Origin of the sequence: Coprococcus sp. HPP0074 (assembly GCF_964238105.1) — a bacterium.
Classification (GTDB): domain Bacteria; phylum Bacillota; class Clostridia; order Lachnospirales; family Lachnospiraceae; genus Faecalimonas; species Faecalimonas umbilicata.
The window spans coordinates 310,659-330,571 of the sequence record NZ_CAXSKS010000001.1; the positions used below are offsets into that span (position 1 = coordinate 310,659).

18 protein-coding genes are annotated in these 19,913 nt (G+C 44.0%); all 18 read right to left on the reverse strand.

The window, feature by feature from the left end:
- Positions 1-4: 4 nt before the first annotated feature.
- A complete protein-coding gene (gene yhbY, locus ACESPO_RS01495; RefSeq protein ID WP_008975779.1) occupies positions 5-295 on the reverse strand; it encodes a ribosome assembly RNA-binding protein YhbY in 291 nt (96 codons plus the stop codon).
- Between the two features lie 38 nt (positions 296-333).
- Complete coding sequence (gene obgE / locus ACESPO_RS01500; protein WP_336304947.1) at positions 334-1,620, reverse strand: GTPase ObgE; 1,287 nt, start codon at positions 1,618-1,620, stop codon at positions 334-336.
- A 140-nt stretch (positions 1,621-1,760) separates the two neighbouring features.
- Positions 1,761-2,045 (reverse strand): 50S ribosomal protein L27, encoded by a 285-nt coding sequence (rpmA, locus tag ACESPO_RS01505; protein WP_008975781.1) that lies wholly within the window; start codon positions 2,043-2,045, stop codon positions 1,761-1,763.
- Between the two features lie 4 nt (positions 2,046-2,049).
- The gene (locus tag ACESPO_RS01510; protein ID WP_009261774.1) at positions 2,050-2,382 is read right to left on the reverse strand and encodes a ribosomal-processing cysteine protease Prp; all 333 of its coding nucleotides are present in this window, start codon (positions 2,380-2,382) and stop codon (positions 2,050-2,052) included.
- 8 nt (positions 2,383-2,390) lie between these two features.
- On the reverse strand, positions 2,391-2,699 hold the full coding sequence (rplU, locus tag ACESPO_RS01515; RefSeq protein ID WP_008975783.1) for a 50S ribosomal protein L21: 309 nt from the start codon (positions 2,697-2,699) through the stop codon (positions 2,391-2,393).
- 88 nt (positions 2,700-2,787) lie between these two features.
- On the reverse strand, positions 2,788-3,246 hold the full coding sequence (locus ACESPO_RS01520) for a CBS domain-containing protein (protein WP_009261773.1): 459 nt from the start codon (positions 3,244-3,246) through the stop codon (positions 2,788-2,790).
- Between the two features lie 22 nt (positions 3,247-3,268).
- On the reverse strand, positions 3,269-4,588 hold the full coding sequence (locus ACESPO_RS01525) for an aspartate kinase (protein WP_009261772.1): 1,320 nt from the start codon (positions 4,586-4,588) through the stop codon (positions 3,269-3,271).
- 18 nt (positions 4,589-4,606) lie between these two features.
- Positions 4,607-5,191 carry an HAD family hydrolase gene (locus tag ACESPO_RS01530; protein ID WP_008975786.1) on the reverse strand — a complete coding sequence of 195 codons (585 nt, stop codon included), beginning with the start codon at positions 5,189-5,191 and terminating at the stop codon, positions 4,607-4,609.
- Between the two features lie 121 nt (positions 5,192-5,312).
- Positions 5,313-5,489, reverse strand: a complete 177-nt coding sequence (rpsU, locus tag ACESPO_RS01535; protein WP_008975787.1) for a 30S ribosomal protein S21 — start codon at positions 5,487-5,489, stop codon at positions 5,313-5,315.
- 196 nt (positions 5,490-5,685) lie between these two features.
- Entirely contained in the window at positions 5,686-8,325 is a 2,640-nt protein-coding gene (alaS, locus tag ACESPO_RS01540) for an alanine--tRNA ligase (RefSeq protein ID WP_336304945.1), read from the reverse strand.
- A 509-nt stretch (positions 8,326-8,834) separates the two neighbouring features.
- On the reverse strand, positions 8,835-10,349 hold the full coding sequence (locus ACESPO_RS01545) for a 4Fe-4S dicluster domain-containing protein (RefSeq protein ID WP_009261768.1): 1,515 nt from the start codon (positions 10,347-10,349) through the stop codon (positions 8,835-8,837).
- 226 nt (positions 10,350-10,575) lie between these two features.
- The gene (locus ACESPO_RS01550) at positions 10,576-12,996 is read right to left on the reverse strand and encodes a homocysteine S-methyltransferase family protein (RefSeq protein WP_336304944.1); all 2,421 of its coding nucleotides are present in this window, start codon (positions 12,994-12,996) and stop codon (positions 10,576-10,578) included.
- Between the two features lie 3 nt (positions 12,997-12,999).
- A complete protein-coding gene (locus ACESPO_RS01555) occupies positions 13,000-13,647 on the reverse strand; it encodes a vitamin B12 dependent-methionine synthase activation domain-containing protein (protein WP_008975792.1) in 648 nt (215 codons plus the stop codon).
- A 5-nt stretch (positions 13,648-13,652) separates the two neighbouring features.
- On the reverse strand, positions 13,653-14,519 hold the full coding sequence (gene metF / locus ACESPO_RS01560; protein ID WP_009261766.1) for a methylenetetrahydrofolate reductase [NAD(P)H]: 867 nt from the start codon (positions 14,517-14,519) through the stop codon (positions 13,653-13,655).
- 54 nt (positions 14,520-14,573) lie between these two features.
- Complete coding sequence (gene glgA / locus ACESPO_RS01565; RefSeq protein ID WP_008975794.1) at positions 14,574-16,013, reverse strand: glycogen synthase GlgA; 1,440 nt, start codon at positions 16,011-16,013, stop codon at positions 14,574-14,576.
- A gap of 85 nt (positions 16,014-16,098) precedes the next feature.
- Positions 16,099-16,899, reverse strand: coding sequence for a sporulation transcription factor Spo0A (spo0A, locus tag ACESPO_RS01570; RefSeq protein ID WP_008975795.1), 801 nt, complete (start codon positions 16,897-16,899; stop codon positions 16,099-16,101).
- A 105-nt stretch (positions 16,900-17,004) separates the two neighbouring features.
- Complete coding sequence (gene spoIVB, locus ACESPO_RS01575) at positions 17,005-18,042, reverse strand: SpoIVB peptidase (protein ID WP_016438978.1); 1,038 nt, start codon at positions 18,040-18,042, stop codon at positions 17,005-17,007.
- A 177-nt stretch (positions 18,043-18,219) separates the two neighbouring features.
- On the reverse strand, positions 18,220-19,908 hold the full coding sequence (gene recN, locus ACESPO_RS01580; protein ID WP_016438979.1) for a DNA repair protein RecN: 1,689 nt from the start codon (positions 19,906-19,908) through the stop codon (positions 18,220-18,222).
- Between the last annotated feature and the right edge of the window lie 5 nt (positions 19,909-19,913).

Sequence of the window (19,913 nt, forward strand, 5' to 3'; positions counted from 1 at the left end):
TCCTTTACGGCAGAATAATTTTCTTTTTATTGTCTTTTCCTTCTCTGTAAAGTACGATTTTCTTTCCGATCACCTGCACAACCTGTGCCCGTGTTCGTTCTGCGATCAACTGTGCAAGTTCTTTTGGATCATCTGCACAGTTCTTTAAAACACTGATTTTAATCAGTTCTCTTGCCTCCAGCGCCTCGCTGATCGCCTCGGTAAGCGCAGGTGTCATGCTGGATTTACCAATCTGGAAAATTGGATCCATCGTCATAGCAAGACTCTTTAAATATGCTCTCTGTTTTGTTGTCATCTTTTATCCACCTCTGTTTCTCTGTCAAAAACTCTTTTCTATTTGTAATAGTCAAACTGCAGACCATACATCCGCACAGTGTCTCCTTCTTGGATGCCTGCATCTTCAAGCTGCTGAAGAATACCGGTATCTTTTAAGAATTTCTGGAAGAACGCAAATCCCTTTTCGGAATCCAGATTGGTGTAACCAAGCATCTTCTCGATCTTTGGCCCTTCCACAACATATACATCGTCTTCTTTCTCTACCGTATAAGGAAGATCGATCGTAATTAATTCCTCCTCCGGGAAATACTCCTGCTCAAAAATAACCGGAGGTATATCCAATGTCTTTAGCTGTTCACGTACATAGTAGAGAAGTTCCTGCACACCCTCACCGGAAACACCGGAAATCGGAAATACTTTGATTCCTTTTGGCTCAAACTCCGCCCGAATCTTCTCTACCGGATCTTCATCCTCCGCATAAATCAAATCTGTCTTATTTGCCGCGATCACCTGCGGACGCTTTGCGATCTCGCTGTTGTAATTTTCCAGTTCTGCATTGATCTTATAAATATCCTCAATCGGATCTCTTCCTTCCGAAGAAGCTGCATCGACGACATGGATCATCATCTTTGTACGCTCAATGTGACGTAAAAATTCATATCCCAATCCAACTCCCTGTGATGCTCCTTCGATCAGACCCGGAATGTCAGCGATTACAAAGCCATCTCCGCCATCTTTAAAATCTACAACACCTAAATTCGGATTCAATGTTGTAAAATGATAATTTGCAATCTTCGGATTTGCGTTTGTCACACGAGAGAGGAACGTCGATTTTCCTACATTTGGAAATCCGATCAGCCCAACATCCGCAATCACTTTCAGTTCCAGATTCACCCAGAGTTCCTGTGCAGGCTGTCCTGGCTGTGCATACTTCGGCACCTGCATCGTCGCAGTTGCAAAATGCTGATTGCCAAGTCCTCCTTTTCCTCCCCTGAGAATTACCTGTCTTCTATTTTCTCCGGACATATCTGCGATCACCTTGTCAGACTCTGCCTCTTTGATGATCGTTCCTTCTGGAACTTTCAGGATGATATCCGGCGCATTCTTCCCATGACATCTGCGCTTTCCACCCTGTTCTCCATCTTTTGCGACATACTTTCTTCTATGACGGTAATCCGCAAGTGTGTTGAGTCCGTCATCTACTTCAAAGATCACATCTCCGCCTTTTCCGCCGTCTCCTCCGTCCGGTCCGCCGTTTGGCACATACAATTCTCTCCGGAAACTTGCATGTCCATCCCCGCCTTTTCCGGAACGGATATAAATTTTTGCTCTGTCTGCAAACATATTTTTGTTTCCTTTCTATGTCAATCTCTCTGTTCTATTGTTCCATGAATGCTATTATTATATCAGAATCTTGTAATGATAGATAGTAGAATTTAAAAAAGACTCCAAACCTGATGATTTGAAGCCTATTTTCATACTTATTATTCTGCTACTGGATAGATAGAAACTTGTTTCTTATCTCTTCCTTTTCTTTCGAATCTTACAACTCCGTCAACTAAAGCGAATAAAGTATCATCTCCACCGCGTCCTACGTTAACTCCTGGGTGAATCTTTGTTCCACGTTGTCTGTAAAGGATATTTCCAGCTTTTACAAATTGTCCGTCAGCTCTTTTCGCACCTAATCTCTTAGATTCAGAGTCTCTACCGTTCTTTGTAGAACCAACTCCCTTTTTGTGAGCGAAAAATTGAAGGTTTAATTTCATCATGGTCTTACACCTCCTCAAATGTTATATCAATATATTGCTCGTAGTTTTCGTCATCTGCTATGCTCTCAAGACCGAGAATCATCGCATCCAACAACAGTGCAGCCCTCTCCGAAGGACTATTTGGCAGTTCAAATTCAATTACACCTTCCTCATCATCCGATACCAAACTTGTCTCATCTGATGTGTAACGGTCAATTGCATTCACTGTATTAATGATCAGTACCGAAGCTGCTGCGCAAACAATATCCTGCCCCGCCTCGCTCATTCCGGCATGTCCTTTCGTACGAAAACCAACACATGCATGCTTTTCATTTTTTAAAATCGTTACCTGAATCATGGTCTTGATTAAGCGTTGATCTTTTCGATCTTAACAGCTGTGTACTGCTGTCTGTGACCATTTTTCTTATGGTATCCAGTTTTTCTCTTATACTTGTAAACGATAACTTTTTTAGCTTTTCCATCTCCGATTACAGAAGCTGTAACTGTTGCACCTTCTACTGTCGGATTTCCAACTTTTAATTCAGCATCGCTAACTGCAAGCACCTGGTCAAATGTGAAAGTTTCTCCAGCTTCTACACCAAGTTTCTCTACTCTAATGATATCGCCTTCGGCTACTTTGTACTGTTTACCACCTGTTGCTATAATTGCGTACATATGGCACCTCCTATTATCATTACTCGCCAGCTTTGGTGACCTTAAATAAGATTCTTATACCTCGCTGTGCGGCATCTCCTATATATTATCATCTGTTTTTCATTGTGTCAATAGGTTTACTGATTTTTTTTATACTTTTTATTCCTCTTTCCATATGCTTATAGCAGTAGCTGATGATCTCGCGTCTTGTGATGATTCCGATAAAATTCTGCTGATCATCTACGACCGGGACGAAATTCTGCTCCATCGCGCGGTCGATCAAATCCTCCATCTTTGCGCCTGCATTCACGGCCTGATAATCATAACGTCTTGTAACCTCTGTCATCAGAATATTTTCCGCCTTTTTCAGGTCAAGATTAGCATGATCCTTGATCCACCAGAGAAGATCGCCCTCTGTGATGCTTCCCACATATTTTCCCTCCCGGTTCAATACCGGAACAGAAGAATATTTATGATACTCCATTGTTTCTAACACCTGTCGCAATGTGTGATTATCATAGACATATGCAAGATCACTCTTCGGTCTTAGAAAAAATAAAATGTTCATACATCTGTCCTCTCTTTAGCTGTTAAATCTGCGTTTTTACAAAGATATCATAAATTGCCTGGATGGCAGTTTCAAACTCCTCATTTTTCACTCCGATAATAATATTTAACTCACTGGAGCCAAGATCGATCATTTTGACATTGACATTTGCATGTGCTAAAGCAGAGAAAATGCGCCCGGCTGTTCCTCTCGCACGCGCCATCCCTCGTCCAACAACGGCAAGCAAGGCGAAGTCTGATTCCAGCTGAATATGATCCGGTTGTACTGCCCGCTGAATTCCGGAAATTACAGCCTGCTCTTTCTCCTCAAACACAGACTGATCCACAAGCACTGTCATCGTATCAATACTTGACGGCATATGTTCAAACGGAATCTCATTGTCTTCAAAAATCTGAAGAACTTTTCGTCCAAAACCGATCTCTGCATTCATCATTTCTTTTTCAATATGAACCGAAGCAAATCCTTTTTTTCCTGCAATCCCGGTGATCGTATACTTCGACTGACGGCAGGTACTTTCCACGATCATCGTACCAGGATCTTGCGGTGCATTGGTATTGCGGATATTGATCGGAATTCCGTCTTTTCTCACCGGAAAGATAGCATCCTCGTGCAGGACTGTGGCCCCCATATAAGAAAGCTCTCTCAACTCTCTGTATGTGATTGTCTCGATCGGCTGAGGATTGTGGATAATCCTTGGATCTGCAATCAGAAATCCCGAGACGTCCGTCCAGTTCTCATACATATCCGCCTTCGCAGCCTTTGCCACGATCGATCCCGTAATATCTGATCCTCCTCTTGAAAATGTGTGGATCTTTCCATCCGCTCCCATTCCGTAAAATCCCGGAATCACCGCACGATTTGCATTTTCAAGACGTTTCGCGAGTACATCTTCGGTCCGTGTCAGATCAAGATTTCCTTGCTTATCAAAAAAGATCACTTCTGCCGCATCAATAAACGTGATGCCCAGATAACTGCTCATAACAATCCCATTCAGATATTCTCCTCTGGATGCCGCATAATCTCTTCCTGCCTTTTTTAAAAACTGTTCCGCGATCACCTCAAATTCTTTGTCAAGAGACAACTCCAGCTGAAGTCCGTCAATGATTTCTTCATAGCGTGCTTTGATCTCGTTTAACAGTGGAAGAAATTTCTTTCCTTTCTCTGCCAGCTCATAGCAGTGGTAGAGCATGTCTGTGACTTTCGTGTCATTAATATGCCGTTTTCCCGGTGCAGATGGAACTACATAGCGTCTTGTCTGATCCGCCCGGATAATCTCTCCTACTTTTTTAAACTGAGCCGCATTTGCAAGCGAACTCCCGCCAAATTTTACTACTTTTCTCATTCGGTACCTTCCTCTCATTTATCCAAGATATTCTTCTGCAACTTCTGGTGTAAAAACAACACCCTGGATGCCGAGCATCTTTGCCGCCTCTACATTCTCCGGTCTGTCATCAAAGAATATCGCATTCTCCGGTTTTATATTATACCTCGTCAGAAGGGTTTTGTATATCTTTTCTTCCGGTTTTATACATTTTTCTTTGTAAGAAAAAACACCTCCGTCAAAGCTATTGATAAATCCCAGTTCCTCTTTTGTCATTTCATATAATCCTTCCGAATAATTGGAAAGATAATAGATCCGGCACCCTTTTTCACGAAAATGAGCGATGAGACGATCTGTGTAAGGGAATTTATGTATGCAGCCCGCAAGTCCTTCAAATACTTGCCGCACTTCCTTCTCATTATGCGGTGCATTTTGAAGAAAGCACTGCAGCCATTCTTCTGGTGTAACAGCACCCTGGTCCCCAAGGATCCAGGCCTCACTTAAGAAAATCGCATCTGCCAACACTTGAAAAGTCTTCTCGTCAAAACAAAACTGCTTTAGATAAGATTCCCAGTCATACTCAACAAGCACTTTCCCAAGATCAAAAATCACAGTATCTATCATCTTTTTTCTCCTCTTTTTGTATTCTTCTCATCATTTATATGAAACCATTTAAGCTCTTTCTATCTTTACACATTGAAAAAGGAGTGTTTGTAAAAACACTCCTCACTTCTGCACATATTCATTAATTATATTTACGTTTTCTAGCAGCTTCAGATTTCTTTTTACGTCTTACGCTTGGTTTTTCGTAATGTTCTCTTTTACGAATCTCCTGCTGAATACCAGCTTTTGCACAGTTTCTTTTGAATCTGCGTAAAGCGCTATCTAACGTCTCATTATCTTTTACGATTACATTTGACATAGTCTCACACCTAACCTCCCCTCCAGCCCTATATTGTGCATCATACGACTGTTCGGGTATTTTTATTGCACTACATATGATTATAGCATATTTTTTGATTTCGTCAATAGTTTCCTGTAAATTTCCGGAATGATTTTTATTACTTTTTTCTTCTTTTTTCAGACTTTTTCAAAAAAATCAACCAGTTTGCACGCATCTACTGAATCTGTTCTGCTAACACTTCTTTCGCTTTCGACAATGCTGCGTCAATTCCTTCTGGATTCTTTCCGCCGGCCTGCGCCATATTCGGACGACCTCCGCCGCCTCCACCTACAAGACCAGCAATTGCTTTGATCAGATTTCCTGCATGGGCACCTTTCTTTAACGCACCTTCTGTAGCTGTCGCCATCAGGCTAACCTTACCACCTGCTGCTGAAGCGATCACTACAACTCCTTCTCCGAGTTTTTCTTTTAACTGATCGCCAAGCTCACGAAGTCCTCCCATGTCTACATCTTCCACACGGACTGCAAGCACTTTCACTCCGCAGATCTCCTCTACCTGATTCATCACATCGCCGACAGCTTCCTGAGCCGCTTTGCTCTTTAAGCTTTCGATCTCACTGTGAAGTGACTTTGTCTCTGCGAGCAGATGACTGATTTTCTCCGCCAGATTCTCTGGTGTTGCTTTTAATAATTTTGCCGCTTCTGCAAGCTTCTGTTCCTGTGCTTTATAATAAGCAAATACACCGTCTCCAGTCAGTGCTTCAATACGGCGCACACCTGCTGCCACACCGGATTCGGACACGATCTTAAATGTTGTGATCAGACCAGTATTACTTACATGTGTTCCACCGCAAAGTTCTTTAGAGAAGTCTCCCATTGTGACAACGCGCACATCTTCTTCGTACTTTTCTCCGAAAAGTGCCATCGCACCTGTCTTTTTCGCCTCTTCCACGTTCATTACTTCTGTTACGACCGGATTGTTCTTTGCGATTTCTTCATTTACAAGCGCTTCTACTGCCTCAATCTCTTCTCTTGTCATCGCAGAAAAATGTGCGAAGTCAAAACGAAGTCTGTCTGGTGTCACAAGAGAACCTTTCTGCTCTACATGAGATCCGAGTACTGTTTTTAATGCCTTCTGGAGCAGATGTGTTGCACTGTGATTCTTACATGTATTCAAACGTTCTTTCGATTTCACCTCAAGTGTCACAGTATCTCCTGTACGGAACATTCCCTTTGTCACACGACCGATGTGTCCGAATTTTCCTCCGAGCAGCTTGATCGTCTCTTCTACTGCGAACTCTGCATCTGCAGTATGGATGATTCCAGTATCACCTTCCTGTCCACCCATTGTAGCATAAAACGGTGTCTTCTCTACGAAGATTGTAGCTCTCTGTCCATCTGCAACCGCTTCCGTGATCTCACTTTCTGTTGTAAGCACTGTGATCTTAGAATCACAGGACAGTGTGTCATATCCGACAAATTCGGTTGTGACAGACGGATCGATTTCATCATATACAGTCGCATCTGCACCCATATAGTTTGTCTCTTTGCGGGCTTCTCTTGCCTGGACTCTCTGTTTTTCCATTGCTACCTGGAAACCTTCCTCGTCAATTCCATAACCTTTTTCTTCCAAAATCTCTTTTGTCAGATCAAGTGGAAATCCATAAGTATCATACAGTTTAAATGCATTTTCTCCAGAAAGTACCTTTTCTCCGGCCTGATTCATCTCTTCCTGCATCACCGAGAGAATATGCAATCCCTGATCGATTGTCTTGTCAAACTTATCTTCCTCCTGCGTCAGCACATTGAAGATAAACTCTTTCTTTTCATCTAATTCCGGATACCCGTCTTTGGAACCTTCGATGACTGTCTCACTTAATTTTGCAAGGAATTTTCCTTCAATTCCAAGAAGACGGCCATGTCTTGCCGCGCGGCGGATCAGACGGCGAAGCACATACCCGCGTCCTTCGTTTGTCGGCATGATTCCATCTGAAATCATAAATGTTGCAGAGCGGATATGATCGGTGATCAGACGGATCGATACGTCCTGATCCGCATCTTTCTTGTAAGTCACGTTCGCTGCTTCACACACTTTATCACGAAGTGCTTTGACAGTATCCACATCAAAAATAGAATCTACATCCTGCACAACAGAAGCAAGACGTTCCAATCCCATACCGGTATCGATATTCTTCTGCTCTAACTCAGAATAATTTCCATGTCCATCGTTGTCAAACTGAGTGAATACATTGTTCCAAATCTCCATATATCTGTCACATTCACATCCAACTGTACAATCCGGGCTTCCGCATCCGTATTTCTCCCCGCGGTCATAGTAGATCTCAGAACATGGACCACATGGACCAGCTCCATGCTCCCAGAAATTATCTGCTTTTCCAAACTTAAAGATACGCTCTGCCGGAATTCCCATCTCCTTGTTCCAGATCTCAAATGCTTCCTCATCATCCACATACACAGACGGATATAAGCGGTCTGCATCAAGTCCTACCACTTCTGTCAAAAATTCCCATGACCACTGGATAGCTTCTCTCTTAAAGTAATCTCCGAAAGAGAAATTTCCAAGCATCTCAAAAAATGTACCGTGGCGTGCTGTCTTTCCGACATTCTCAATATCTCCGGTACGGATACACTTCTGGCAGGTTGTCACGCGCTTGCGCGGTGGAATCTCCTGTCCTGTAAAATATGGTTTCAGCGGCGCCATTCCCGAGTTGATCAGGAGCAGACTGTTGTCATTGTGCGGCACCAGTGAAAAACTCTTCATTGCAAGATGTCCTTTGCTCTCAAAAAATTCAAGGAACATCTTTCTCAATTCATTTACTCCGTATTGTTTCATACTTTTCCTCCTAAGGCAAACTATTTCATGTCTGATCGACTTACTTGCTAAATACTTCCTAATTATAAATAGGTTTGCCTGCCTTGTCAATGAACAGACAGCAGAAAACATACCGTTCTGATCCAGGCGGCAAAAAGATTACACTTCTGTAATAAAAAACACTGCCTATTCAACTGAGATCGCATACGCTGTCTGTCTGCGGCATTCTCTGCCGGACAGACCTGAAAACTTACTGCAATCTCTCTCTCATAGGCAGTGTTCCTTCTCCTTTTCATTTGAAAGGGGATTTTCTTATTTCTTTTCTTTTCTGACACGCAGAGCATGTCCGGCTTTGACTCCAAGAACTGCTACTGCCATCAGAAATACCATTTTCACAACTGTGATAATAAGTTCTGCAAAAAATGCCATATTCTTCCCTCCATTCGGATCTTTCTCTCCGACTTTTCTTCTGTTATCATAACACAGCACTCTGCATTTGTAAAGCCGTGCAAAGCCTCTTCCTTCCGCTTCTAATTCAACTCAATCTCTGCCAGTTCTTTTGGCGGAAGTTTTTTAGTGGAAGTTGACACAAATTTTTTCAGTTCTGCCTGTGCTTTATTCACCGGAAGATTCGTTCCCGCTCCGGCAACACATCCTCCCGGACATCCCATTCCTTCGATCAGACATCCATTCATCTTGCCTGCCTTTGCAAGTGTCAACAATTTTTTACAATCTGCAAGTCCTTCTGCATGTTCGATCTTCACATCGATATCCGGATAATACTCATTGATACACTGCTCGATCGCATTTGCGACACCACCTGCCACTGCATATCCACGGCCAGCTCCGGTTGCATCATGGAAAGAGGATTCTCCTTCATAATTATCAAAATCAATGTCTTTCGCATCAAACATCGCCTGCAGTTCTTCAAAAGTGATCACAAAATCCACATCACTGCGCACACTTCTTCTTGATGCCTCTAGTTTCTTTGACGCACACGGACCGATAAATACCACCTTTGCATTTGGATGCTTCTGTTTGATCGTCCTTGCAGTCGCAACCATCGGTGTCAATTCCTGAGAAACTTCGTCTACAAGGTCCGGGAAAAATTTCTTTGTAAGCATAGACCACGATGGGCAGCAGGACGTCAGAAGGAATGGCAACTCTCCCGTAGCTACTTTTTCCGCATAGTGATGCGCCTCTGAAACAGCTCCAATATCCGCTCCCAGTGCGACCTCATATACTTCGCTGAATCCTAAGTCCAATAATGCAGACTTAATTTTTCTTGGTGTGACATCCGTTCCAAACTGTCCAACAAAGGCAGGTGCAATCTCTGCAATGATCTCGCCACCTTCTCTGAGCGCTCTTCCCAACTGAAAGATCTGTGACTTATCCGAGATTGCTCCGAATGGACAGCTTACCATACACATTCCACAGGAAACACATTTCTCATTGTCAATCTTTGCTCTTCCTACTTTGTCACTGACAATCGCATTTACTCCGCATGCTCTCGCGCATGGGCGCTCTTTTTTTGCAATTGCATCGTATGGACAGGCAGACTTACATTTTCCACACTTGATACATTTTGACTGATCAATATAAGAATGTCCGTTTACCATAGAGATTGCATCTTTTGGACAGACCTCTGCACATGGATGTGCCAGACATCCTTTACACATATTGCTGACCTCATATCCACGCTCTTCGCACGCAGCACACGCGGATGGCACAACCTGCATGAGCGGCGGCTCATAATACTTCTCAGAAATATTACTTTCTTCCACTCCTGCTGTAATATGAACCGGACGGTCTTCCGGACGCAAAGACATTCCCATCGCAAGGCGTACACGCTCACTGACAACAGCTCTCGCACGATACATACTGTCCCTATATTTTTCTCCATCCTCCGTCACAAGACGATATGGGATTTCCTCAATCTCTTCAATCAGATTCTCTGATGTTGACTCAAATGCTACTTTCGATACTTCACGGAATACTTGTCTTCTGATTTTTCTGACAGGTGTTTCTAATCCTCGCATTCCCATTCTTCTTCCTCCTTTATCTTTCCAGCATATATCCATGACATTTTTACAATGTCACAAGCTGCTTTTCCATCGGACATCGGCTCCGATACATTACTACATTTAATCATAAAAGAGTGTTAATCGTTTGTCAATGTTCTCGGATGCATTCTTTCAGATACAATGTAACTCGTTTCCACCCTCCCACTTCCATATTTGGAAGTAGATTGCTATCTTATATGAGAGGTCCTTATGCAAATACACGCTGCGCATAATAGACAGACTGCATGGCATCTTTTCCATAGAAATCAGCCCCGATCATCTCTGCATATTCTGGATTTAAAACAGCACCTCCGACCATCACTTTGCAGTCCGGACAGTGTTCCCGAAGCAATCGGATCGTCTCTTCCATGCTCACAACAGTCGTAGTCATCAGCGCGCTCAGTCCGACCAGTCTGATCCCCTCTTGTTTTGCAGTATGCACAATCACCTCCGGATCCACATCCTTTCCAAGATCGATCACATCAAAACTATAATTTTCCAGCAGGACTTTCACGATATTCTTCCCGATGTCATGGATATCTCCTTTGACTGTAGCAAGAATCACTTTTCCTTTCTTCTGCTCTTTTTGTCCGCTTCGTTCCAGCACTTCTTTCAACACGGCAAATGCTTCTTTCGCTGCCTCTGCACTCATCAGAAGCTGCGGAAGAAAGATCGTTCCCTTCTCAAATCCTTTTCCAACAACATCCAGCGCCGGGATCAACTGTTCCTGGATGATCGCAAGCGGCTCTTTTTCTCTGACGAGCTCTCTCGTAAGATGTCCCGCCTCTTCCTTTAATCCACGTTCGATCGCTGTCTGCAGTGACATTTCTCCCGCCCGGGACGTCTCCTGCCCTGCCTGCGTCGGACTGCCCGCTATAGACTGTTGTTCCTCCTCGACAGTTTTGCTGTACCGCTCGATATAGGAAGCACAGTTCTCATCATAGTTCATCAGCGCACAAAACGCATAATAAGAATTCATCATCTCCTCTGAGAACGGATTGATGATTGCCGATGTAAGCCCTTGCTGCATCGCCATCGTATAAAAATGCGCATTGATCACAGGACGTTTCGGAAGTCCAAAAGATATATTGGATACGCCAAGCACCGTATTTACTTTGCATACTTCCCGCACGAGTTTTAATGCTTTCAATGTCACAAGCGCTCCTTCCGGTTCCGAACTGATCGTCATCGCAAGCACATCAACAACAATGTCTTTCCGATCGATCCCATATTTTTCCGCCTCACAGATGATTTTTTCCGCAATTGCAAGACGCCCCTCTGCCGTATCCGGGATGCCGTCTTCATCGATCGTCAGTGCAACAACGACGCCACCATACTTCTGCACCAGTGGAAACACCTGGTCCATCGACTCCTGTTTCCCATTGACAGAGTTGATCATCGGCTTTCCATTATAAATCCTCATCGCACGTTCCATCGCTTCCGGAAGCACCGTATCAATCTGAAGTGGAAGGCTTGTGACGCTCTGAAGTTCTGTCACCACTTTTTCCATCACTGCCACTTCATCGATGTCGGGAAGTCCTACATTGACATCTAGAATATGCGCGCCTTTCTCCTGCTGCATAATCCCTTCTTTCAGGATATAGTCAAAATCTCCGTCTTTCAATGCCTGTTTTAATTTCTTTTTCCCAGTTGGATTGATGCGTTCTCCAATGATGACAGGCTTTCTTCCAAAACTTATGCAGGTTCCATAAGAAGATACGAGTGTATGATGCTTCTTTACCGGCGGAACTGCTCTCATCCCCTGACATAGTGTTGTCATCTGTCGGATATGTGCCGGTGTTGTTCCGCAACACCCCCCGATAATACAGGCGCCCTTCTCTACAATCAGTTTCATCGTAGACGCAAATTCTTCCGGCACTACATCGTAGTAAGTCTGCCCGTCCCGCTGTTTCGGAAGTCCTGCATTTGGCTTTACGATCACAGGCAGTGACGTGTAAGTCAAAAGCTCCTCCAAAATCGAAAGCATCTGCTCCGGTCCCATACCACAGTTGATTCCGAGGGCATCCACACGAAGTCCTTCCAGCATCGCAACCACCGAAGGAACGTCTCCCCCAGTCAAAAGCTTTCCGCGTTCATCAAAGATCATCGTTGCAAATACGGGAAGACTTGTGCGCTCTTTCGCCGCGAGAACTGCTGCCTTCACTTCATAAGTATCGCTCATCGTCTCAATATGAATGAGATCTGCTCCGGCTTTCTCACCATATTCCATTACTTCTGCAAATGCCTCATAGGCATCTTCAAAGGCAAGATCTCCCATCGGCTTTAACAACTTTCCGGTCGGTCCGATATCCAGACCCACATAGATTTCTCTGCCATCTTTGACACCACGCCGTGCCGCCTCCCGCACATTTTCCACAGCTCTGGTGACAACCTCCTGTAAAGGACAGTCTTCACTGTGAAACTTCAACGCATTCGCGCCAAAAGTATTTGTCAGTACAATATCGCTTCCCGCCTCAAAATAATTCTGGTGGATCGCAATGACTTCTTCCGGTCTTTTTAAGTTCCAGCTCTCTGGAAGTTCTCCCGGCTGTAACCCTTTCTCCTGTAACAATGTGCCCATTCCTCCATCGAGAAACAGTAATTCTTTTCCCAAACGTTCTAACAGCATCCTCTAACTACTCCTTCTGTATAAACAATCCTTCTTCTCACACGCCTCACATCCTTTGATATGGCATGGCTGTTGTTCTGTGCTGGCTCCAATCACTGCGGTGACAGATTTTGTCGGTGTCATCATCCCTCCTCCTGTGAGGGTAAGACCGATCGTCTTCGCACAGTCTAACATCCGCATCAGTGTCTCCTGACAGGAAATTGAGAAATCTCCGTATCCCGGACTAAACCGCGGGCGCAGATACCTTCCCTGTCTCTGATACTCTTCTGCGATTTTCTTTTGACAGTCATCACAATACTCTTCCAATTCCGCAGCAGCACATGCCTGACCGACAACCGCCTTCGCCATATCTGTCAGAGAGTATCTCCGGATCCATCTGTCCACCTCCGTCCCAAGCGTCGCCCCAAACAAAACAATTTGATCACATCCCGTAAGATTTTTTGAGAGGTTTTTGCTTGTGACTGTCCATCCGCCAATTTCTATCTGATCCGCTCCTTTGACCTGCAAATCAAAAATGCGATAGACTGACTTCGCACATTTTATCTGATCAAGTTCTCTAAAAACTTCTGTGATCAGTGCAAATGTTCCATCATCTACCGCATGTCTTCCATAGCCAAGATAGCGGATTGCTTCCTTTATCCGCATTTCCATCGGCATTACCTCAAAATCTCTGACAGATTTGTCATAATCGCTGCCGCCACTTCCGGCTTATTCATTGAGTAAATATGGATGTGATCAATTCCGTTGGCGATCAGATCAATGATCTGGTCTGTCGCATAAGCGATTCCCGCCTGCTTCATCGCTTCCGGCTTCTCCCCGAAACGGTCTAAGATCGCATGGAACCGCTGCGGCAGAACCGTTCCGGATAATTTGCAGATTCTCGTCATCTGTCTGCTGTTTGTGACAGGCATGATTCCCGGGAGTACCGGAACAGTAATCCCTTTTTCCCGAATACGATAGAGGAAGTTATAGAGAATCGCATTGTCAAAAAACATCTGCGTTGTAAGAAAATCCACTCCACAGTCTACCTTCTGCTTCAGATAAGCGATGTCATCTTCTTTGTGTTCATTTTCCACATGGCCCTCTGGATAACATGCCGCCCCAATGCAAAAATCGCCCTGCTTTTTAATCTCTCGGATCAGTTCATATGCGTAATGATACTGGTCTGTCTCCGGAAATTCCCGCCCTTCCGGAATATCTCCGCGCAGTGCCAGGATATTTTCAATCCCCTCCGCCCTTAATCGGTCTACCACCGACAACACTTCCTCTTTTGTCGAAGAAGCACAGGTCAGATGCGCCAGGCTGGTCACACCCATTTTCTTTTGAATATCCGAGGCAATCTGTACAGTATTCTTGCTCGTTCCGCCTCCTGCGCCGTAAGTGACGCTTATGAACGCAGGTGCAAGCTTCGCGATCTGCTCTGTGGCGCTTAAAACGGCCTCAATTCCTGCATCCGTCTTTGGTGGAAAAATCTCAAATGAAATATGTATTTTGTTCTCCTGTAATTTATCTATAATCTTCATCTTCTCGTAATCTCCTTAGCTGCAATATTCTCATGCTGTTATTTTGGGTGTGCCTTAGATCAAATCATCGTACAACTGCTCATACTGCTTTGCAGAATTATCCCAGGAAAAATCCTGCTGCATTGCATGTTCTACAATCTTATTCCAATCTCTCTTCTTATCATAATAAATATGTTCTGCATAACGTATGATGTCCATCATCTCATGTGCATTGTAGTTTGCAAAACTGAATCCGGTTCCGGTCTTGTCAAATTCATTGTACGGAACCACCGTATCTTTCAGTCCTCCCGTCTCTCGCACGATCGGAAGTGTTCCGTAGCGCAGACTCATCAGCTGACTTAATCCACATGGTTCAAATAGTGATGGCATTAAAAACGCATCGCACGATGCATAGATCTTATGTGACAGTGCTTCTGAATAATAAATGTTCGCCGAGACTTTTCCCTGATACTTCCATGCAAAATGGCGGAACATATTCTCATAGCGTTCTTCTCCGGTTCCAAGTACGACAAGCTGGATATTCTCCTGACATAACTCATCCATCATGTAGGCAATCAGATCCAATCCTTTCTGGTCTGTCAGTCTTGATACGATTCCGATCATCATGGTCTTTGCGTTTTTCTCCAGTCCAAGTTCTTCCTGAAGCGCCAGTTTATTTTTCGCTTTCTCTTTGCGGAAATTTTCCACCGAGAAGTTATTCGTAATCAATTCATCTGTCTTTGGATTATAGACATCATAATCTATTCCGTTCACGATTCCCTGCAGGCAGTTTGCCCGTGCACGCATCAGCCCATCAAGATTTTCTCCATAAAACGGCATCTTGATCTCCTCTGCATAAGAGTTACTCACCGTTGTAATGCGATCTGCATAGACAATTCCGCCTTTCAGATAGTTGGCATCCTTGTATGCTTCAAGCTTATCCGGAACAAAATAGTAATCCGGCAATCCTGTGATATCCCTCACCGTCTTTGTATCCCACGTTCCCTGGAATTTCAGATTATGTATCGTCATGATCGTCTTAATGTTCCGATAGTATTCATTGGAATACCGGAAATTATCAAGATAAATCGGGATCAACCCTGTCTGCCAATCATGGCAATGAATGATATCCGGCCGGAAATCGATCACCGGAAGCGTACTTAAAACTGCCTTGGAGAAAAAGGCAAATTTCTCAATGTCTTCATAGATATTGCCATAAGGGGCAAACCCATTAAAATAAAATTCATTGTCAATAAAATAAAATGTCACACCATCGTGCACATATTCCAACACACCGACATACTGTGTTCTCCAATTCAAGTCCATATAAAAATGAGTCCGATACTCTAATTTTTCTTTCCACTCTTCTTTCATACACATATATTTCGGAAGCATGACTCTGACATCATACTTCTCTTTATCAAAGTATTTCGGCAGCGAACCTACAACATCTGCAAGTCCCCCGGTCTTGATAAACGGCACACACTCTGACGCTGCGAACAAAATCCTTTTCATATGATTCCCTCCAAACTTTTTACTTTCTGTTATTATATCGTATTTTCAGAAAAATGAAAAGACATAAGATAGAACTGAGTCCTTTTTATTCCACAAGCTGCCTGCGTCTTCCTCTCAGACGGATAGTATCCGCAAGAAGTGCGATAAATTCCGAGTTAGTCGGTTTCCCCTTTCCGCTGCTGACCGTATATCCGAACATTTCATCGATCGTCTCCAATTTCCCCCTCGTCCATGCCACCTCAATCGCATGGCGGATCGCCCGCTCTACCCGGCTTGATGTTGTCTGATTTTTCTTCGCAACAGTCGGATAGAGGATTTTTGTAATTGCATTTAGCACATCCATATCTTCCACAGCCATTATGATCGCATCCCGCAGATAATGATATCCTTTGATATGTGCAGGAATCCCAATCTCGTGAATCATATCGGTTACTTCCTCCTCAAGATCATACTCCGGCAGATCTTTCCTGCTGCTTTCCAGTTCCCGGTCCGGGGCTGCCGGGCGGTAAACTCGATTCACATGTTTGATCTTATCTAACAGCATCCGGTTATTAAACGGCTTCATAATATAGTAATTCGCTCCTTTTTCAAAGGCATCTTCTGTCATTTGTTCCTGTCCGACAGCTGTCACAACGATAAAACTCGGATGCTTTTTGATTTTTTTATCTGTATTGATCTGTTCCATCACACTCAATCCGTCCATTTTCGGCATGATCAGATCCAAAAGGACGACATCCGGCTGTTTTTGTTCTATAATTTTGCACATATCCTCCCCATTGTTCGCTTTTCCAACCAGTGTCAGTTCCTTGTCCCGATCGATCAGTTCCCCAAGAAGATCCAACATTCTCTCATTATCGTCAGCAATAGCTACATTCAGTTTTCCCATGGCTACATCCTCCTTCAATTTCTGCCTTCATTCCACAGCATTCATTATAGACTTGCCATAGGTGGCGAATCAAGAAAAAGGGTTCCTCATTATTCGACAGTCCTGTCAGGATTTTACATGTTCCAACATATTTTCGATAAAAATACCATAGCCTTTCTTCGCATCCTGCACAAACACATGAGTTACCGCTCCAATGATCTTGTCATTCTGGATGATTGGGCTTCCGCTCATCCCCTGGATAATCCCGCCCGTCTTCTCAAGAAGTTCTTTATCTGTCACTTCCAACACGATCCCCTTATTGACTTCCCGCTCCGAGAGATCCACTTTCAATATATTGACATCATATTCTCTGACAACACCATCTACACAGCACCTGATTTTTGCCGGTCCTCTTTGGATCTCTGTCTTTCTCCCTGCTTTCAGCGGTGTCTCATCCGCAAATAATTCATGGATCCGGTCTACCGTACCGAATATTCCCGCATCTGTATTTTCCGTGATCTCCCCGAGAATATTATATCGGTTGTACACGATCACACCTTCCATCCCGCCTGGACTTCCATCCTCCCCTTTCTGGATTGCACTGATACTTGTTTCGTAGAGACTTCCTTTGGCGATTTCCAAAAGCTCATTGGTATCTACATCGTGGATTCCATGCCCAAGTGCACCAAACTGACTATTTCCATTTAAGAAAGTCACTGTGCCAAGTCCCTGGGCATTGTCCCGCACCCAGATTCCGAGACGATATTCTTCCTCACTGCTTTCCACTGCCTTCAGCCGCACATCTACGGGCTGGTCTTTTCTGCGAAGATGAAGCACAACATTTTCATCATCAAGCTTTTTTACTGCCGCAATCAATTCTTTTTTGTTTGTGATCACCTCATCATTGATCCCTGTAATATAATCTCCCTGTCGAACGATATGATCTGCCGGTTTATATTTATCTCCGTCTGTCCCCTCGATCGCATCTGTTCCCAGCACCATCACACCGTTCGTCTCCATATATATCCCGATTGGCATTCCCCCGGGAATCAGATATTCCTCGCTGATTTCCTCCGTACTCACTTCTCTTTTCTGCGAGATTGTCTGATATTTTACGATGCAGGCGCCACCGCCTACCAGCACCGTGAACAGAAGAAGGATCATCAGACTCCTCCGATACCAGTATTTTCTCACACTTCATTCCTCCCAACATAAAAAGATTGCACGACTGTACATTCCTCACAGTATATTTTTTCTTCCGCAAGATTCCAAAACCTTCCTTTGGAGAAAAATAAGACAGACACTTTCATGTCTGCCTTAGTATATGGAATTTTATCTGATTCACTCTGATTTTCTTTTGGAAAGTTCTGCCATTTTTTTCAATTCAACAGCGCTTTGCCGGATCGACTCTGTCACTGCAGATCCTCCGAGCAATCTGGAAAGTTCTGCCACAGACTCTTCCTCCGTCAACTCATTGATCGCAGTCTTTGTCACCCCATCCTGCACCGTCTTCTCGATCACATAATGGGCATCTGCCATCGCTGCAATCTGCGCAAGGTGCGTAATACAAATGACCTGATACTCTTTTGCAAGCATTCCCATCTTCTCTGCAACTTTTCCCGCAGTAATCCCACTGATTCCAGTGTCAATCTCGTCAAAGATCAATGTAGCAATCTCTTCTCGATATGCGAGAACTGTTTTGATCACAAGCATGATCCTCGACAATTCTCCTCCGGATGCCACCATGCCCAGTGGCCGCAGCGGCTCTCCAGGATTCATCGACACAAGAAATTCTGGCTCATCGATCCCATCTTCCCTGCATTCCAAAAGTCTGGTAAACTTCATTTCAAACTGCACATCGAGGAAATTTAAATCTTTCAGGCCGAGCCGGATCCTCTCCACAAAAATCTGTGCCTGTTTTTGTCGAATCTCCGACAGTTCTTCCGCAAGAACTTCCAGTTTTCTACAGGATTCCTCATATTTTTTTTGGAGGGATGCAATATAATTTTCATAGTCATGAAGCTTTTCCAGCTTTTCCTCCACCTGACCGGCATATTTTTCGATCTCTTCCACAGAATTTCCATACTTGGATTTCAAACGATTGATCTCGTTGAGCCTGATCTCCACCTCCTGGAATTCTTCCGGGGAAAATTCTACAGAGTTTCTCGCCGCAGAAAGTTCATGGTTAAAATCATTTAACAGATTCTCTATCTCTGACAACTGCTCATACAAACTTTCTGCCAGTGGATCACAGCCGGAAATTTCCTGAAAAATACGAACTGCCCGACTAATGCAGTCTGCAGCATTTCCTCCGCCATTGTCACTTGTATAAGCATAAGCTTCCTCCATATGCTCCGCCATCCGTCTCCCGGTCAGCATCCGCTTATACTGTTCCTCCAACAAATCATCTTCACCAGGTTTTAACTCTGCCTTTGTAATCTCCTCCAGCTCAAAAGAAAGAAAATCTTCCTCTCTCCTCCTGCTGTCCTCATCTTTGATCGCAAGTGCAAGTTCTTTTTCGTTCTCCTTGCAGCTGTTCCATGCCTCTTTGACCTTATCTTTCAGATCTCCGATCTCTTCTCTTGCAAACAAGTCTAAAAAAGCAAGATGATTCTTCCGGTGGATCAATGTCTGATGCTCATGCTGTCCGTGAATGTCGATCAGAATCGTCGCCACATCTTTTAGAATCCGTGTTGTTACCGTTTCCCCATTGATCTTGCTGACACTTCGTCCATCCATCAGTTTTCTGCTTAAGATCAATTGTCCCTCTTCCGGATAAATATCAAGTGCTCTCAGCTGTGCCTCCTGGGACGGATGTTCCACAGTAAATACCAGTTCTACTAATCCGTAAGCAGCTCCTTTTCGCAGCATCTCAGCAGAATACTTCCCGCCAAGTGCCAATCCGATAGAGCCTAGAATAATTGATTTTCCGGCACCGGTCTCTCCTGTCAGAATGTTTAATCCTTTTTTAAATTCTACTTCGATCTCATCGATCAGCGCTAGGTTCTTTACATGTAAATTTTGTAACATCTGTT

Excerpts from the sequence above, each read along its gene's own strand:
- yhbY (WP_008975779.1), bottom strand. The coding sequence starts at position 295 with ATGACAACAAAACAGAGAGCATATTTAAAGAGTCTTGCTATGACGATG.
- obgE (WP_336304947.1), bottom strand. The coding sequence starts at position 1,620 with ATGTTTGCAGACAGAGCAAAAATTTATATCCGTTCCGGAAAAGGCGGG.
- rpmA (WP_008975781.1), bottom strand. The coding sequence starts at position 2,045 with ATGATGAAATTAAACCTTCAATTTTTCGCTCACAAAAAGGGAGTTGGT.
- ACESPO_RS01510 (WP_009261774.1), bottom strand. The coding sequence starts at position 2,382 with ATGATTCAGGTAACGATTTTAAAAAATGAAAAGCATGCATGTGTTGGT.
- rplU (WP_008975783.1), bottom strand. The coding sequence starts at position 2,699 with ATGTACGCAATTATAGCAACAGGTGGTAAACAGTACAAAGTAGCCGAA.
- ACESPO_RS01520 (WP_009261773.1), bottom strand. The coding sequence starts at position 3,246 with ATGAACATTTTATTTTTTCTAAGACCGAAGAGTGATCTTGCATATGTC.
- ACESPO_RS01525 (WP_009261772.1), bottom strand. The coding sequence starts at position 4,588 with ATGAGAAAAGTAGTAAAATTTGGCGGGAGTTCGCTTGCAAATGCGGCT.
- ACESPO_RS01530 (WP_008975786.1), bottom strand. The coding sequence starts at position 5,191 with ATGATAGATACTGTGATTTTTGATCTTGGGAAAGTGCTTGTTGAGTAT.
- rpsU (WP_008975787.1), bottom strand. The coding sequence starts at position 5,489 with ATGTCAAATGTAATCGTAAAAGATAATGAGACGTTAGATAGCGCTTTA.
- alaS (WP_336304945.1), bottom strand. The coding sequence starts at position 8,325 with ATGAAACAATACGGAGTAAATGAATTGAGAAAGATGTTCCTTGAATTT.
- ACESPO_RS01545 (WP_009261768.1), bottom strand. The coding sequence starts at position 10,349 with ATGGGAATGCGAGGATTAGAAACACCTGTCAGAAAAATCAGAAGACAA.
- ACESPO_RS01550 (WP_336304944.1), bottom strand. The coding sequence starts at position 12,996 with ATGCTGTTAGAACGTTTGGGAAAAGAATTACTGTTTCTCGATGGAGGA.
- ACESPO_RS01555 (WP_008975792.1), bottom strand. The coding sequence starts at position 13,647 with ATGGAAATGCGGATAAAGGAAGCAATCCGCTATCTTGGCTATGGAAGA.
- metF (WP_009261766.1), bottom strand. The coding sequence starts at position 14,519 with ATGAAGATTATAGATAAATTACAGGAGAACAAAATACATATTTCATTT.
- glgA (WP_008975794.1), bottom strand. The coding sequence starts at position 16,013 with ATGAAAAGGATTTTGTTCGCAGCGTCAGAGTGTGTGCCGTTTATCAAG.
- spo0A (WP_008975795.1), bottom strand. The coding sequence starts at position 16,899 with ATGGGAAAACTGAATGTAGCTATTGCTGACGATAATGAGAGAATGTTG.
- spoIVB (WP_016438978.1), bottom strand. The coding sequence starts at position 18,042 with ATGATCCTTCTTCTGTTCACGGTGCTGGTAGGCGGTGGCGCCTGCATC.
- recN (WP_016438979.1), bottom strand. The coding sequence starts at position 19,908 with ATGTTACAAAATTTACATGTAAAGAACCTAGCGCTGATCGATGAGATC.